The 14,623-nt window shown below is 69.4% G+C and carries 16 protein-coding genes; 5 read left to right on the forward strand and 11 right to left on the reverse strand.

Features of this window, described 5'->3' with window-relative positions; translation table 11 throughout:
* Positions 1–215 precede the first annotated feature (215 nt).
* From GT354_RS48300 to GT354_RS48335, 8 genes are read right to left on the reverse strand one after another with little or no spacing between them, the layout of a single operon-like run.
* The gene (locus GT354_RS48300) at positions 216–542 is read right to left on the reverse strand and encodes a metal-sulfur cluster assembly factor (RefSeq protein WP_161364315.1); all 327 of its coding nucleotides are present in this window, start codon (positions 540–542) and stop codon (positions 216–218) included.
* Positions 539–991 carry a Fe-S cluster assembly sulfur transfer protein SufU gene (gene sufU / locus GT354_RS48305; RefSeq protein ID WP_161364317.1) on the reverse strand — a complete coding sequence of 151 codons (453 nt, stop codon included), beginning with the start codon at positions 989–991 and terminating at the stop codon, positions 539–541. Before sufU ends, GT354_RS48300 begins: the two co-directional genes overlap by 4 nt.
* 17 nt (positions 992–1,008) lie before the next feature.
* Positions 1,009–2,268 carry a cysteine desulfurase gene (locus GT354_RS48310; RefSeq protein WP_161364319.1) on the reverse strand — a complete coding sequence of 420 codons (1,260 nt, stop codon included), beginning with the start codon at positions 2,266–2,268 and terminating at the stop codon, positions 1,009–1,011.
* The gene (gene sufC, locus GT354_RS48315) at positions 2,265–3,038 is read right to left on the reverse strand and encodes a Fe-S cluster assembly ATPase SufC (protein WP_161364321.1); all 774 of its coding nucleotides are present in this window, start codon (positions 3,036–3,038) and stop codon (positions 2,265–2,267) included. Before sufC ends, GT354_RS48310 begins: the two co-directional genes overlap by 4 nt.
* A 7-nt stretch (positions 3,039–3,045) precedes the next feature.
* Positions 3,046–3,363 (reverse strand): non-heme iron oxygenase ferredoxin subunit, encoded by a 318-nt coding sequence (locus tag GT354_RS48320; protein WP_161364323.1) that lies wholly within the window; start codon positions 3,361–3,363, stop codon positions 3,046–3,048.
* Positions 3,360–4,595, reverse strand: a complete 1,236-nt coding sequence (gene sufD / locus GT354_RS48325) for a Fe-S cluster assembly protein SufD (protein WP_161364325.1) — start codon at positions 4,593–4,595, stop codon at positions 3,360–3,362. Before sufD ends, GT354_RS48320 begins: the two co-directional genes overlap by 4 nt.
* A gap of 3 nt (positions 4,596–4,598) precedes the next feature.
* Positions 4,599–6,011 carry a Fe-S cluster assembly protein SufB gene (gene sufB / locus GT354_RS48330; RefSeq protein WP_161364327.1) on the reverse strand — a complete coding sequence of 471 codons (1,413 nt, stop codon included), beginning with the start codon at positions 6,009–6,011 and terminating at the stop codon, positions 4,599–4,601.
* Positions 6,008–6,859 carry a metalloregulator ArsR/SmtB family transcription factor gene (locus GT354_RS48335; RefSeq protein WP_161364339.1) on the reverse strand — a complete coding sequence of 284 codons (852 nt, stop codon included), beginning with the start codon at positions 6,857–6,859 and terminating at the stop codon, positions 6,008–6,010. The genes sufB and GT354_RS48335 overlap by 4 nt, the downstream gene beginning before the upstream one ends.
* Positions 6,860–7,049: 190 nt before the next feature.
* On the opposite strand from GT354_RS48335, the gene GT354_RS48340 reads away from it, so the two are divergent.
* The 3 genes from GT354_RS48340 to GT354_RS48350 all read left to right on the forward strand — a co-directional run bounded on the left by GT354_RS48340 (position 7,050) and on the right by GT354_RS48350 (position 10,002).
* Complete coding sequence (locus GT354_RS48340) at positions 7,050–7,982, forward strand: ABC transporter ATP-binding protein (RefSeq protein WP_161364329.1); 933 nt, start codon at positions 7,050–7,052, stop codon at positions 7,980–7,982.
* Between the two features lie 272 nt (positions 7,983–8,254).
* Positions 8,255–8,971 (forward strand): ABC transporter permease, encoded by a 717-nt coding sequence (locus GT354_RS48345; RefSeq protein WP_161364341.1) that lies wholly within the window; start codon positions 8,255–8,257, stop codon positions 8,969–8,971.
* 80 nt (positions 8,972–9,051) lie between these two features.
* A complete protein-coding gene (locus GT354_RS48350) occupies positions 9,052–10,002 on the forward strand; it encodes a COX15/CtaA family protein (protein WP_161364331.1) in 951 nt (316 codons plus the stop codon).
* A 94-nt stretch (positions 10,003–10,096) separates the two neighbouring features.
* Here GT354_RS48350 and GT354_RS48355 read toward each other — a convergent pair whose 3' ends face one another.
* Positions 10,097–10,492 (reverse strand): hypothetical protein, encoded by a 396-nt coding sequence (locus GT354_RS48355; RefSeq protein WP_161364334.1) that lies wholly within the window; start codon positions 10,490–10,492, stop codon positions 10,097–10,099.
* A 257-nt stretch (positions 10,493–10,749) separates the two neighbouring features.
* Complete coding sequence (locus tag GT354_RS48360) at positions 10,750–11,727, reverse strand: WYL domain-containing protein (protein ID WP_161364335.1); 978 nt, start codon at positions 11,725–11,727, stop codon at positions 10,750–10,752.
* A gap of 103 nt (positions 11,728–11,830) precedes the next feature.
* Here GT354_RS48360 and GT354_RS48365 point away from each other — a divergent pair, with 103 nt between their 5' ends.
* Positions 11,831–12,232 carry a Rid family hydrolase gene (locus GT354_RS48365; protein ID WP_161364337.1) on the forward strand — a complete coding sequence of 134 codons (402 nt, stop codon included), beginning with the start codon at positions 11,831–11,833 and terminating at the stop codon, positions 12,230–12,232.
* A gap of 54 nt (positions 12,233–12,286) precedes the next feature.
* Here GT354_RS48365 and GT354_RS48370 read toward each other — a convergent pair whose 3' ends face one another.
* Positions 12,287–13,009, reverse strand: a complete 723-nt coding sequence (locus GT354_RS48370) for a helix-turn-helix domain-containing protein (protein WP_346012514.1) — start codon at positions 13,007–13,009, stop codon at positions 12,287–12,289.
* A gap of 188 nt (positions 13,010–13,197) precedes the next feature.
* On the opposite strand from GT354_RS48370, the gene GT354_RS48375 reads away from it, so the two are divergent.
* The gene (locus GT354_RS48375; RefSeq protein ID WP_237536196.1) at positions 13,198–14,292 is read left to right on the forward strand and encodes an NADP-dependent oxidoreductase; all 1,095 of its coding nucleotides are present in this window, start codon (positions 13,198–13,200) and stop codon (positions 14,290–14,292) included.
* The last annotated feature ends 331 nt before the right edge of the window (positions 14,293–14,623 follow it).

Here is a 14,623-nt window from a genome sequence, read left to right on the forward strand (position 1 = left end):
AACGCAACGGGTGGTGCGGGTGGGAACAAAAACCCCACCCACCAAAGGCGGAACAGCAACCCGCCCCGAAAACGCCCGAAAGGCCCGTCCCGAAAACATCCGGAACGAGCCTTTCGACCCCAAACGGCAACCTCGCGAAACCGAACTCGGCGAAAGCCGAAGCCCAGCGAAGACCGGAACCCGGCGAAAGCCCAAACCCGGCGCAAGCACGAACCTCAGAGGTTGAACCCCAAAGCGCGCAACTGCTCGCGCCCGTCGTCGGTGATCTTGTCCGGCCCCCACGGCGGCATCCAGACCCAGTTGATCCGCATGTCCGCGACAATCCCCTCCGTCGCGGTGCGGGTCTGGTCCTCGATGACATCCGTCAAAGGACAAGCCGCGCTCGTGAGCGTCATGTCGATCGTGGCGATGTTCGCGTCGTCCACGTGGACGCCGTACACCAGGCCCAGGTCGACGACGTTGATCCCGAGTTCGGGGTCGACGACGTCGTACATCGCCTCGGTGACGTCCTCGGGCGTCGCCTGCGCCTTCGTCTCGGTCATTTCTGCCCTTCCGTCGTCTGCAGCGCCTGCGCGGTCGCGTCCTTGAAGGCCATCCAGCCCAGGAGGGCGCACTTCACGCGCGCCGGGTACTTGCTGACCCCGACGAACGCCACGGCGTCCTCAAGGACGTCCTCGTCGGGCTCGCCTTGGCCCTTGGACTGCATCAGCGCGAGGAACTCGTCCCCCGCGTGCATCGCGTCCTCGATCGTGTGTCCGATCACGAGGTCGGTCATCACCGACGCGCTGGCCTGGCTGATCGAGCAGCCCTGGCCCTCGTAGCTGACGTCGAGAACCTTCTCGCCGTCGAGCTTCACGCGCAGCGTGACCTCGTCGCCGCACGTCGGATTGACGTGGTGCACCTCGGTGTCGAACGGGTCGCGCAGCCCCTTGTTGTGGGGGTGTCGGTAGTGATCCAGGATGATCTCCTGGTACATCCCGTCAAGCTTCATCGTCGCCTCCCCCTTGGTCAGCCGAAGAACTGGCGAACATGTTCCAGGCCGGCCACGAGCGCGTCGACCTCACCCGGCGTGGAGTAGAGGTAGAACGAGGCCCGAGTGGTCGCCGGTACGCCGTAGCGCAGGCACACCGGGCGCGCGCAGTGGTGTCCGACGCGAACCGCGATGCCCTGCTCGTCGAGCACCTGGCCCACGTCGTGCGGGTGGATGTCGCCGAACGTGAACGAGATCGCCGCACCGCGCGCGTCGTTGTTCGCCGGGCCGATGATCTTCAGGCCCTCGACGCGGGAGAGCGCGTCGATCGCGTAGCCGGTGATCGCGTGCTCGTGCGCCGCGATCTTGTCCATGCCGATCGCCGACAGGTAGTCGATCGCCGCGCCCAGCCCGACCGCTTCCGCGATCGGCGGGGTGCCGGCCTCGAACTTGTGCGGCGCGGGCGCGTAGGTGGACGCGCTCATCGTCACGGTCTCGATCATCTCGCCGCCGCCCAGGAACGGCGGCAGTTCCTCCAGGAGGCCGAGCCGGCCCCACAGGACGCCGATGCCGGTCGGGCCGCACATCTTGTGCCCGGTGAACGCGACGAAGTCGGCTTCGAGGGCCTGTACGTCGAGCACCACGTGCGGCGCGGCCTGTGACGCGTCGACCATGACCAGGGCGCCGACGTCGTGCGCGCGGCGCACGATCGGCTCCAGGTCGTTGACCGTGCCGAGGATGTTCGAGGTGTGCACCACCGAGACGATCTTCGTCTCCTCGGTGATGATCTGCTCGATGTTCGACAGGTCGAGCCGGCCGTCGTCGGTGAGGCCGAACCACTTGAGCTTGGCGCCCGTGCGCTGGCAGAGCAGCTGCCACGGAACGATGTTCGAGTGGTGTTCCATCTCGGTGATCACCACGTCGGCGTCCACGCCGACCTTGAACGGCTCGTCGGCCCAGGTCAGCATGTTCGCGACGAGGTTGATCGCCTCGGAGGAGTTCTTGGTGAAGATCACCTCGTCCCGGCTGGGCGCGTTGATGAACTGCGCGACCTTGTCCCGGGCGCCCTCGTACAACGCGGTGGCCTCTTCGGCCAGCACGTGCACGCCGCGGTGCACGTTGGCGTTGCTGTTGCCGTAGTAGTGCGTCATGGCGTCGATCACCTGACGTGGGGTCTGCGAGGTCGCCGCGTTGTCCAGGTAGACCAGCGGCTTGTCGCCGTGCAGGAGTCGCTCGAGGATCGGGAAATCCTTGCGGATCGTGTCCGTGTCGAGCAGCCCCGGCAGGTTCATCGTCATACGGAGTCACCCTTCGCGCTGACGCCCGTGTACTCCTCGTAGCCCTCGTCTTCGAGCTTGTCGGCGAGTTCGGCGCCGCCGGACTCGACGATCCGACCGCCGTTGAAGACGTGCACGTGATCGGGCTTGATGTACTTGAGGATGCGCGTGTAGTGGGTGATCAGCAGGGTGCCGATCTCGCCGCCGGCCTGCACGCGGTTGACCCCCTCGGAGACGACGCGCAGCGCGTCGACGTCCAGGCCCGAGTCGGTCTCGTCGAGGATCGCGATCTTCGGACGGAGCAATTCGAGCTGAAGGATCTCGTGGCGCTTCTTCTCACCGCCGGAGAAGCCCTCGTTGACGTTGCGCTCGGCGAACGAGGGGTCCATCTGGAGGCGCGCCATGGCCTCCTTGACTTCCTTGATCCACAGCCGCAGCTTGGGGGCCTCGCCGCGGGTGGCGGTGGCGGCGGTGCGCAGGAAGTTGGACACCGAGACGCCGGCGACCTCGACGGGGTACTGCATCGCGAGGAACAGGCCGGCGCGGGCGCGCTCGTCGACGGTCATCGACAACACGTCGGCGCCGTCGAGCAGCACGCTGCCGCCGGTGACCTTGTACTTCGGGTGGCCCGCGACCGAATAGGCGAGCGTCGACTTGCCGGAGCCGTTGGGCCCCATGATGGCGTGGGTCTCGCCCTGCTTCACGGTCAGGTCGACGCCGCGCAGGATCTCGCGCGGACCGTTCTCGGCGTCCACACTGACGTGCAGGTCGCGGATCTCAAGCGTTGCCATAACGGACTCAGGACTCCTGGTTCACTTCGACATAGACGGCGCCGCCGTCGATCTTCACGGGGTACACGGGGACCGGCAGATTCGCCGGGGGGCCGGACGGGCGACCGGTGCGCAGGTCGAAGCGCGAACCGTGCAGCCAGCACTCGATCGCGCAGTCCTCGACCTCGCCCTCGGACAGCGACACGTTGGCGTGCGAACACACGTCGTTGATCGCGTACACGTCGCCTTCGGTGCGCACGAGGGTCACCGGGATCTCGGCGAGGACCACGCGCAGGGGCGTGTCCTCGTGGAGGTCGGTCTCGGCGCAGGCCCTGAGGTAGCTCATCGGACGCCGCCTTCGAGGCGGGCCTCGATCTGCGTCATCAGGCGCTCTTCCAGGTCGGCGATGCCCACGCGCGACACCACGTCGGCGAAGAAGCCGCGCACCACCAGGCGGCGGGCCTCGTCGGCCGGGATACCGCGCGACTGGAGGTAGAACAGCTGCTCGTCGTCGAAGCGACCGGTGGCGCTCGCGTGCCCGGCGCCGGCGATCTCGCCGGTCTCGATCTCCAGGTTGGGGACCGAGTCGGCGCGCGCACCGTCGGTGAGCACGAGATTGCGGTTGAGCTCGTAGGTGTCGGTGCCCTCGGCCGCGGCGCGGATGAGCACGTCGCCGATCCACACCGTGTGCGCGTCCACGCCTTGGAGCGCGCCCTTGTAGACCACGTGGCTACGGCACTGCGGCACGTCGTGGTCGACGAACAGCCGGTGCTCCAGGTGCTGACCCGAGTCGGCGAAGTAGACGCCGTACAACTCGGCGTCGCCGCCCGGCCCGTCGTACACCACGCGCGGGAACAGCCGCACGACGTCGCCGCCGAGGGTGATCACCACGGAGGTGAAGGACGCGTCGCGACCGACCCGGGCCAGGTGCGAGCCCACGTGCACGGCGTCGGCGTCCCAGTCCTGGATCGAGACGACCTTGAGCTTGGCGCCGTCGCCGACGATGAACTCGACGTTTTGCGCGTAGCTCGTGGACCCGCTGTGGTCGAGCACGACGACGGCCTCGGCGAACCGCTGGACCTCGATCGCGACGTGCCCGAAGGCGGCGCCGCCGGTGCCGTTCAGGGTGACCACGACGGGCTCGGCCGGCTGGGTGTCCTTCGCGACGGTGATCAGCGTCGCCTTCTCGAAGGAGCTGTACGCCTGGGCCGCGACGCGGTCCACCGGCGGGCCGGCCCGGCCGACGCGCTTGTCGTCGCGGTCGACCGTCTCGACGGTGACGCCCTCGGGCGCGGTCACCGAGACGGTGACCTCGCCGCGGTCACCGCCGACCGCGGTGCCATCGTGCAGGCCGCGCAGGCGCGCCAGCGGGGTGAACCGCCAGTTCTCCTCGCGGCCCGTGGGCACGGCGAAGTCGTTCACGTCGTAGGACACGGCGGCGGCCTGGCGGGCGTCCGCCGGCTGGGCGACCGAGCGCCCGGTGCCGGGGCCGGCGAGTTCGTTCGCGGCCCCGGCCTCGCGCACGGCGATCGATCCGGCCGTGGTGCTGCTGCCGGGTGTGTTGGTGTTCGCAGCCATGGACTAGCCCACAGCCCCTTCCATCTGAAGCTCGATCAGGCGGTTCAGTTCGAGGGCGTACTCCATGGGGAGTTCGCGCGCGATGGGCTCGACGAACCCGCGCACGATCATCGCCATGGCCTCGTCCTCGGTCATGCCGCGGCTCATGAGGTAGAACAGTTGGTCGTCGGAGATCTTGGAGACCGTCGCCTCGTGACCCATCGACACGTCGTCCTCGCGGACGTCGACGTACGGGTAGGTGTCGGAGCGGCTGATCGTGTCCACGAGCAGCGCGTCGCACTTGACCGACGAGGTCGAGCCGTGCGCGCCGTCCTCGATCTGGACCAGACCGCGGTACGACGTACGGCCACCGCCGCGCGCGACCGACTTGGACACGATGTTGGACGACGTGTTCGGCGCGCAGTGCACCATCTTCGCGCCCGCGTCCTGGTGCTGGCCCTCGCCCGCGAAGGCGATCGACAGCGTCTCGCCCTTGGCGTGCTCGCCGAGCAGCCACACGGCCGGGTACTTCATGGTGACCTTGGAGCCGATGTTGCCGTCGACCCATTCCATCGTCGCGCCCTCGTGGGCCACGGCGCGCTTGGTCACCAGGTTGTAGACGTTGTTCGACCAGTTCTGGATGGTCGTGTAACGCACCCGGGCGTTCTTCTTGACCACGATCTCCACGACCGCGGAGTGCAGCGAGTCCGACTTGTAGATCGGCGCGGTGCAGCCCTCGACGTAGTGAACGTAGGAGCCCTCGTCGGCGATGATCAGGGTCCGCTCGAACTGGCCCATGTTCTCCGTGTTGATCCGGAAGTAGGCCTGCAGCGGGATGTCGACGTGCACGCCCTTGGGGACGTAGATGAACGAGCCGCCCGACCACACCGCGGTGTTGAGCGCGGAGAACTTGTTGTCGCCGGTGGGGATCACCGAGCCGAAGTACTCCTGGAACAGCTCCGGGTGCTCGCGCAGACCGGTGTCGGTGTCCATGAAGATGACACCCTGCTGCTCCAGGTCCTCACGGATCTGGTGGTAGACGACCTCGGACTCGTACTGCGCGGCGACGCCGGAGACCAGGCGCTGCTTCTCCGCCTCGGGGATGCCGAGCCGGTCGTACGTGTTCTTGATGTCCTCGGGCAGGTCGTCCCAGGTGGCGGCCTGCTTCTCGGTCGAGCGCACGAAGTACTTGATGTTGTCGAAGTCGATGCCCGAGAGGTCGGAGCCCCACGTCGGCATGGGCTTCTTGCCGAAGAGCCGAAGGCCCTTCATGCGCTGCTTCAACATCCACTCGGGCTCGGACTTCTTCGCCGAGATGTCCGCGACGACCTCTTCGGAGATGCCCCGGCGCGCGTTGGCGCCAGCGGAGTCCGAGTCGGCCCAGCCGTACTCGTAGGTGCCCAGACCCTCAAGCTCTGGGCGAGCGTCGGTGGTCATGAAGTAGTCCTCCCGGAAGCCGGGGTGGCGTCGGTCGATTCCCGCGGACGGGAAGGGCCCCGGCGCGGCGGATGCTTGTCTTCGGTGTTCTTCGGGCCGGCCGTCCTCGCCGCGTTCCTCGGTCGGGTTGTCGCGGACGGGACGGACGATTCGGCCTGCACAGCAGGAACGTGCGTCGTGCAGACGCCGTCGCCGTGGGCGATGGTCGCCAGCCGTTGCACGTGCGTGCCGAGAAGGCGCGCGAACACCTCGGCCTCGGCCTCGCAGAGCTGCGGGAACCGCTCGGCGACGTGTGCCACCGGACAGTGGTGCTGGCAAAGCTGCTCTCCGCCGGGGGCGGGCCGCGCACTCGCGGCGTACCCATCGGCGGACAGCGCCTCGGCCAGCGCCCGAGCCCGCTCCCCGGGGGGTGCGGACTCGACCGAGGGACGATACCTCTCCTCGCGGGCGGCGAGTCGCTCGCGGGCGAATGCCGCGACCGCCTCCTCGCCCAGTCGCTCGGAGACGAACGTCAAAGCCTCGGCCGCCAACTCGTCGTACTCCTGGTGGAAACCCGAGCGCCCCGCGTCGGTCAACGCGAACACCTTGGCCGGGCGACCCCGACCTCGGCGTCCGTAGACGCGCTGCTCGGTGGCCGTGACGACGCCTTCGGCGACGAGCGCGTCGAGGTGTCGACGCACTCCCGCGGGAGTCAGCTCCAATCGCTCGGCCAGGTCCGCCGCGGTGGACGGGCCGTGGTCGACGATCGAGCGCGTGACCCGGTGCCGGGTGCCCTCGTGGCCGTCATGCTCGGGCGCGCCGACGACCGGAGCGGGGGTCCGCTTCGGTGCCTCTTCGCTCGTTCGCATGTATTCCACAACACCATTGTTGCGTTAATAGCTCGCCAGGCCAAACGGTCGGCGCGTGGAGTCCATCACTTAGGTGTGCCTAACAACACATGCTCGGGTGGGCACCGTTTGACCTGCGGAAATACCTGACGACCCGTCAGTTCGATGCCCCGGCACGTCGGGGCTCGTGGGCTTTCTAGACTGATCCGTCATGGACTCCCCGCCCCCAGCAGCAGTCGCCGTCACGGGCCTGGTCAAGCGCTACGGCGCCAAGACCGCCGTGGACGGGCTCTCGCTCACCGTCGCACGCGGCACCGTGACCGCGGTACTCGGACCCAACGGCGCCGGGAAGACCAGCACGATCGAGATCTGCGAGGGCTACCGGCGCGCCGACGCCGGCGACGTGCGGGTACTGGGCCTGGATCCCGTACGCGACGCGAGCGTGTTGCGGCCGCGGATCGGCGTGATGCTGCAGTCGGGCGGGGTGTACTCGGGCGCCCGGGCCGAGGAGATGCTGCGGCACGTCGCGAAGCTGCACGCGCGGCCGCTCGACGTGTCGATGCTGATCGAGCGACTGGGGCTCGGCTCGTGCGGACGCACGACGTATCGCCGACTCTCCGGCGGGCAGCAGCAGCGCCTCGCGCTCGCGCTCGCCGTGGTGGGCCGGCCCGAACTGGTGTTCCTGGACGAACCGACCGCCGGGCTCGACCCGCACGCGCGCCGCGCGACCTGGGATCTGATCGGCGAGCTGCGCGCCGACGGCGTGAGCGTGGTGCTGACCACGCACCTGATGGACGAGGCGGAGAAGCTCGCCGACGACGTGGCGATCGTCGACCGCGGCCGGGTGATCGCGTTCGGCTCACCCGAGGCGCTGTGCCACGACGGCGCGGAGAACTCGCTGCGCTTCTCGGGGCGGCCGGGCCTGAACCTGACGGCGCTGCTGACCGCGCTGCCGGAGGGCACGAAGGCGTTCGAGGTCTCGCGCGGGGCGTACCGGATCGAGGGCGATGTCAATCCGCAGTTGCTCGCGACGGTCACGGCGTGGTGTGCGCAGCACGGGGTGATGCCGGAGCGGTTGACGGTCGAACGACGCAGCCTGGAGGACGTGTTCATGGAACTGACCGGACGGGAGCTGCGGAGTTGAGCACCGAGACGGGCGCTGGGGGGCCGGGCGTTGTGGGGTCGGGCGCTGGAGGGTCGGGCGCTGTGGGGTCGGGCGCTGTGGGGTCGGGCGCTGTGGGGTCGGGCGCTGCGGAGTCGGGCGCTGGGGAGTTGGGCGCCGGAGGGTCGGGCGCCGTGGGGTCGAACGTCGTGGAGAGCGCCGTGGAGTCGAGTGCTGTGAAGGCGTCGCGGATCGAGCCCGGTTCGGCGCGGGGGACGTTCGAGCCGGCCCCGGGGGCGGCTCCGCTGTCGCGGATGATCGTGGCGCAGACCGTCCTGGAGACGCGGATGCTGCTGCGCAACGGCGAGCAGTTGCTGTTGACGGTGATCATCCCGACGCTGCTGCTGGTCGTCTTCAGCTCGGCGGACATCGTCGACACCGGCGACGGCGAACGGGTGGACTTCCTGGCGCCCGGGCTGCTCGCCCTCGCGGTGATGTCGACGGCGTTCACCGGGCAGGCCATCGCGACCGGGTTCGAGCGGCGCTACGGGGTGCTCAAGCTGCTCGGGTCGACGCCGCTGCCGCGGTGGGGCTTGATGCTGGCCAAGACGGCGTGCGTGATCCTGGTCGAGGTGCTTCAGGTCGCGCTGCTCGCGGTGATCGCGCTCGCGCTGGGATGGTCGCCGCACGGCAATCCGGTGTGGGTGGCGCTGCTGTTGGTGCTGGGCACCGCGGCGTTCTCGGGGCTCGGCCTGCTGATGGCCGGGACGCTGCGGGCCGAGGCGACACTGGCCGCCGCGAACCTGGTCTTCATCCTGCTGCTGCTCGGTGGCGGGGTGATCGTGCCGCTGGACAAGTTCCCGTCGGGCGTCGAGCACGCGTTGGCGCTGCTGCCGATCTCGGCGCTCTCGGACGGGCTGCGTGACGTTCTGCGGGACGGTGCGGGCCTGCCGTGGGGCGACCTGGCGATCCTGGCGGTCTGGGCGGTTTTGGGACTCGGCGCGGCGGCCAGGTTCTTCCGCTGGGAATAGCCCGCCCCGGCGGCCGGGAGCAGCCCGTACCGGGGACCCCTGTGCGCTTGTGAATCAATTCACGACGTAAGGTGTCCCGCATGAGTTTGCAGGCCGTCTCCCCGCTCGCGCGCCGCGTGTTCCTCGTGAACCTGGTGGCGCAGATCGGCATCGTCATCACGGGCGGTCTCGTCCGACTCACCGACTCGGGCCTCGGGTGCGACACCTGGCCCCGCTGCAACAACACCGACTGGACGCCGCACGACGCGGTCAGCCACCACGCGTACATCGAGTTCGGCAACCGCATGCTCACCTACGTGGTGGGCGCCATCGCGGTCGTGTGCGTCGTGTTCGCGTATCGGCACCGGCCGCGCCGCAAGGACGTCGTGGTCCTGGCCTGGATCCAGATCGGCACGGTGGTGGGCCAGGCGGTCCTGGGCGGCATCACAGTTCTGACCGACCTGCACCCGATGGCGGTGGCGAGCCACCTGCTCCTGTCGATGCTGCTGATCGCCTCGGCGGTGGTCCTGTACGAACGAGCCGGCGAAGGCGACGCGCCCGCGCGGCTGTTGGTGCGGCCGGAGATCCGCTGGTTCGGCTACGGCACGCTCGTGGTCGCGGCGGGTCTGATCGTGATGGGCACGGTGGTCACCGGCTCCGGCCCGCACTCGGGCGACCTCAAGTCCAAGCGTTTCGACGTGGACATCGACCAGATGGCGTGGCTGCACGCCGACCTGGCCTTCGTCCTTCTGGGCGCGGCAGTCGCCCTGGCCCTGGCGCTACGCGTCACGGACGCTCCCCTGGCGGCCCAGCGCCGCGTGTGGTGGCTCCTCGGTGTGCTGGTGCCCCAGGGCCTGATCGGCTACATCCAGTACTTCAACGGCCTGCCGGAATGGCAGGTCCTGATCCACATGTTCGGCGCCACCCTGACCGTGGTCACCGCCACCCGGGTCCTCTTCGCCCTGCGGGTCCGCGAGGACGCCGTGGGGACCCCGACCGGGGATGCGGCTCACGCCACAAGCGACCGCGAACCGGTGGCCACGAGCTACTGACCGACCCGACCGGCCCCGGCCGGGGGCTGGAACGTCATCCTCCAGGGTGGCCGGGGCGGGGCGGGGTGGCCGGGGCGGAACGGAGTGGCTCGGCTCACGGTCCGACGAAGTCGTACGACCACAGGACCGTACTGTTGTCCCGCCAGGACAGGCCCGGGTCCACGTACTTCACCGCGTTGCCCACGCAGTCCCTGTCCGCGTAGAGGTAGACCCGACGGTTGGTGTGATTCGACCCGGCGACGGTCTCGGGCGCCTGGTAGCAGTAGTAGGTGTCCGGGTTGTTGTCACGGTGCGAGACTCCGCCCTTGTCGATCCACGAGAAGTAGCACGCCCCTCCACCGGGCGGCGGACAGGCGACCGTCCTGGCCTCGGCCCCGGTTTCGGTGCCGGCACCGGCACCGGCACCGGCTTCGGACTGCACCACGCCGGTCATCCCGGCTGCGAGTGAAAGCGCCACCACGAAGCGTAGGGCGATTCTTCGACAAGACATGGCAACTCCCCATGTAGGGCACATTGATATATCAATGCGGACATCTGAATCGTCCTTGCCGCTTCCCTGCGGTGTCCATCACTCACATGGGTGGATTCCTCGCGCCACTCGCCTGCGCCACTTGCCCGCCCTACTCCCCCGCACGCATATCCGACGCAGCCGAACCCGAGCCCGACCAACCCCACCCGGCACGCTCGTTGCCGCTTCGGGCGGGGCCGTTCCTGCCGACACGTGGGTGCCGAAGGTGGCGAAACCTCTCAGGATGACGGCACTTCGTAGCAGGCGGCGACCGCGGCGGCGCGGTCGCGTAGGGAGATGCGCAACCACTCCGGAGCCAATGCCTCCGCGCTCGTGGCGAGTTGCCACAGTGCCCATTCGGCGTGTCTCGCGTCCTGGAAGGTCGCTTCCAGCCGCAACCGGCCGTCCGCGTCGGCTTCTTCGGCGTGGATGGTCAGGGCAGTGCCCGCCAGTTCCTCCCGCCGCGCCGGGTCCACCCGTACCGACACGGTGACTTGGTCGCCGCCGGCGCGAAACCGCGTACTGCGTTCCTGCCAGGCCCGGTCCAGGTCGACCCGGTCCGGTCGCTGTGCCGGTTCGTCGAGTTCCTCGGCGGCCAGGACCCGGGACAGCCGGTAGGTGCGGTCCACGCCCGACCTCGTGGCCAGCAGATAGCCCTGGTCGTGCACGGTGACCAGGCCGATCGGGTTCACCGTGCGCCACTTGGGGGCTTGGTCCACCGCCGCGTAGTACATGCGCAGCTTGTGCCCGGCGAACACCGCGCGCCGGACCTCGGCCACGACGACGTCGGGCACCTCCTCGGCAGCCTGTCGACGCGCCAGGAGGTCGGTCTCCGGGTCGATGAGCAAGCGCTGAGCCGCGCCGGCCGCGGTGGCCTGATAGCTCGCGGGAAGCGCGTCGACCACCTTGCGCATGGCCGAAGCGAGCGCCGAGCCCAGACCGAACGCCTGCGCGCCGCGCCGCGATCCGGCGACCAGCAGGGCAAGTGCCTCGTCGTGGTTCAGCCCGGTGAGCTCGGTCCGGAAACCGGGCAGCAACGCGAACCCGCCGTGCCGACCGCGTTCGGCGTAGACCGGGACTCCGGCCGCGGACAGCGCCTCGATATCGCGCAGCACGGTGCGCGTGGATACCTCCAACTCACGGGCCAGCACGGCCGCGGACAGTCGACCGTGCCGCCGCAGCAACAGCACCAGCGATACCAACCGATCGGCGCGCATCGGAAAAGCCTATGGGAATACACGACACAGGGTGTCGTGATTGGTTGCGAGGCTCATCCGGCACGACGAAGTCCCACTGCACACCCTGAAAGGTGATCCACCCATGGCGCACGCCATCGTCAACCCGGACGGCCTGCACGACCCGGTCCCGTTCGGCTACAGCCACACCGCCGCCGTCCCCGCCGGCACCGAACTGGTGCTTGTCGCAGGTCAGTACGGATCCGGCCCGGACGGCGCGGTCGTCTCGACCGACTTCGCCGAGCAGGTGACGCAGACGTTCCGCAACATCGGCGTTGCCCTGGCTGCCCACGGGCTCGACCTGAGCCACGTCGTCCAGCTCAGGACGTACGTGGTGAACCACGACGTAGGCAAGCTCGGCCCGATCGCCGCGGCCGTGCAGGAGGGTTGGGGTACGACACCGCCTACGCAAACCCTCATCGGCGTCGCGAGCCTGGCCGCACCCGACGTGCTGTTCGAGGTCGAAGCCCTCGCCGCCCGGCCCTGATTTCGCCACCCGTGGTGTGCGAGACCGCCTCGTAGGCAAACCCACACGGCTTGCCTACGAGGCGTCGACGCATCCGCCTTGCCCGCCCGGCGGCGACGGATGCGGACGGGGGTGGGGATGGGGGTGGGGATGGGGCTGGGGGTGCGGAAGACGGGAGAGCGGCAGAACAGTGGCCGCCGTGGACCGCAGCCCGTCGAAGATCAGGTGCAGGTAGCGACGCCACAGATCCGGTACGTCCTCCACTGCGGGCGTGGCCGCCACACACGCGGCGCCGAGGAGGCGGACCACGTCCTCGCCCGTGATGTCGGGCCGAATGGTGCCGGCGCGGCGGGCCCGGTCGGTAAGGGCCTCCGCGGCTGCCGACAGGCGATCACGTGCGGCCCGGATGTCCGGTGAACTGCGGATGATTCCGGTAGCCGCCTGGCAGAAGGCACGGTCGCGGGTCTGCATCTCGACGCCGGTGGCCATGAAGGTCAGGAGGGCTGCGGCGGGGTCGTCGGCGTTCAGCAACTCGGTGGCGGTGCGGGTGAGTTCGTCGAGTTGGTCGGTGAAGATCGCGGCCACCAGGCGTTCCTTCGTGGCGAAGTGGCGAAAGACCGTGCCTTTGCCGATGCCGGCGCGCGTGGCGATCTCCGCGATCGAGGCATCCATGCCCTGCTCGGCGAAGATCGCGGCGGCGGCGTCCAGAAGGGCCCGCCGGTTGTGCGCGGCGTCGGCGCGCAGCCGATTCGGCGGCGGCAACACCTCTTCACCCGGCTCGTCCTCGTGCACACTCACGTCTCCCCCTCCCCCTCCCTGACCACCACGGACCACCGACTACCGACCACGGCTCGATCATACGTCAACCGGACCGCCCGGTCAGGTTAGCTGCTACCGTCTCAACCTGACCGGCCGGTCCGGTTGACTTCCGTGATCCTCCTGATCACTTCCCCGACCGGCAACAGACCCATGAGCAAGGACGATTCATGGACCGCACGACGACGAACGGCACGCCAAGGAACCGCCCGACAACGACGCCCGAGACCATGTACGCGGTGGTCGCTCACGACTACGGCCCACCGTCGGCCCTGGCAGTCGAGGAAGTACCGATCCCCCGCCCCGGCCCCGGACAGATGCAAGTACGGGTGACGGCCGCAGCACTCAACCCGGCCGACCTCAGGTCGCTCAGCGGCGTCCTGGCAGACCTCGCGCCGCTGCGCTTCCCGCACATACCCGGCAGCGACTTCGCCGGCACCGTGACCGAAGTCGGCGCGGCGGTCGAGCGGTTCGTGGTGGGCGACGAAGTGTTCGGCCTCGGCCTGCCCCGCGCCGCGCCGCGAATGGCGTCCCTCGTGTCCACTCCGCCATCCCTGACCACGGGAACGATGGCCGAGTATGCGATCTTCGAGGCCGACACCCCGGCCCTCGCGTTTCGCCCGCCGGGCCTGAGCGCCGAGCGGGCCGCGACGCTGCCCATCGTCGGCCTGACCGCGTTGTCGCTGCTGCGGGCCGGCCGGTTCCGGGCCGGCGAAACCGTACTGGTCATCGGCGCCACCGGCGGCGTCGGCAGCGCGGCCGTCCCGCTCCTGGCCGCCGCGAACGTGTACCTCATCGCCACCGCGAGCCCCACCAACGACGACTACGTACGCGCCCTGGGCGCCCACGAAGTCATCGACCACCGCAGCACCGACATCGCCACCGAAACCGCCCGCCGCTTCCCCGACGGCGTCGACGCGGTGGTCAACCTGGCCCTACCGGGCGACCGCCTGGTGGACCTGAGCCGGGTGATCCGTCCCGGCGGCCGACTGCTCAACGTCGCCCACCCCTCCCCGGACCCCACCGCTTTCGCCGGCCGAATCACCGTGACCACCGTCTACGGCACCGCCCGCCCCGGCGACCTGGACGAACTCGCCGCCCGAGCCCTCGACGGCACCCTGCCCGAGGCCATCAGCCGCCGCTACCCCTTGACCGCCGGCGCCCTCGCGTTCCGCGAACTGGCCGAACTACACACCCACGGCAAACTCGTCATCACCACAGCCACCCCCACGATCCCCCACCAACCCGCACCCCCGACCCACTGACCCAGCGAACACCCCGAACACTCACAACCGACGTCACGCCTCGGTCGGGGACGAGTGGCTTTGCGCTGGAGGGCCGGGCGTTCTGGCCGATGTTGCGCTTTCGTCGGGAGCGGGTGGCTTTGCGCTGAGGGCCGGGCGTTCTCGGCCGGCGTTGCGCTTTGGCCGGGAGCGGGTGGCTTTGCACTGAGGGCAGGGCGTTCTCGGCCGGTGTTGCGCTTTGGTGCGGGACGGGTGGCTTTGCGCTGAGGGCCGGGCGTTCTCGGCCGGCGTTGCGCTTTGGTCGGGAGCGGGTGGCTTTGTGCTATCGGGTGGGCGACAGGTGACGGGGGCG

The organism is Streptomyces sp. SID3343, assembly GCF_009865215.1.
In the GTDB taxonomy this organism is placed as follows: domain Bacteria; phylum Actinomycetota; class Actinomycetes; order Streptomycetales; family Streptomycetaceae; genus Embleya.

Coding starts and splice junctions, on each gene's coding strand:
- GT354_RS48300 (WP_161364315.1), bottom strand. CDS start 542: ATGACCGAGACGAAGGCGCAGGCGACGCCCGAGGACGTCACCGAGGCG.
- sufU (WP_161364317.1), bottom strand. CDS start 991: ATGAAGCTTGACGGGATGTACCAGGAGATCATCCTGGATCACTACCGA.
- GT354_RS48310 (WP_161364319.1), bottom strand. CDS start 2,268: ATGACGATGAACCTGCCGGGGCTGCTCGACACGGACACGATCCGCAAG.
- sufC (WP_161364321.1), bottom strand. CDS start 3,038: ATGGCAACGCTTGAGATCCGCGACCTGCACGTCAGTGTGGACGCCGAG.
- GT354_RS48320 (WP_161364323.1), bottom strand. CDS start 3,363: ATGAGCTACCTCAGGGCCTGCGCCGAGACCGACCTCCACGAGGACACG.
- sufD (WP_161364325.1), bottom strand. CDS start 4,595: ATGGCTGCGAACACCAACACACCCGGCAGCAGCACCACGGCCGGATCG.
- sufB (WP_161364327.1), bottom strand. CDS start 6,011: ATGACCACCGACGCTCGCCCAGAGCTTGAGGGTCTGGGCACCTACGAG.
- GT354_RS48335 (WP_161364339.1), bottom strand. CDS start 6,859: ATGCGAACGAGCGAAGAGGCACCGAAGCGGACCCCCGCTCCGGTCGTC.
- GT354_RS48340 (WP_161364329.1), top strand. CDS start 7,050: ATGGACTCCCCGCCCCCAGCAGCAGTCGCCGTCACGGGCCTGGTCAAG.
- GT354_RS48345 (WP_161364341.1), top strand. CDS start 8,255: ATGATCGTGGCGCAGACCGTCCTGGAGACGCGGATGCTGCTGCGCAAC.
- GT354_RS48350 (WP_161364331.1), top strand. CDS start 9,052: ATGAGTTTGCAGGCCGTCTCCCCGCTCGCGCGCCGCGTGTTCCTCGTG.
- GT354_RS48355 (WP_161364334.1), bottom strand. CDS start 10,492: ATGTCTTGTCGAAGAATCGCCCTACGCTTCGTGGTGGCGCTTTCACTC.
- GT354_RS48360 (WP_161364335.1), bottom strand. CDS start 11,727: ATGCGCGCCGATCGGTTGGTATCGCTGGTGCTGTTGCTGCGGCGGCAC.
- GT354_RS48365 (WP_161364337.1), top strand. CDS start 11,831: ATGGCGCACGCCATCGTCAACCCGGACGGCCTGCACGACCCGGTCCCG.
- GT354_RS48375 (WP_237536196.1), top strand. CDS start 13,198: ATGGACCGCACGACGACGAACGGCACGCCAAGGAACCGCCCGACAACG.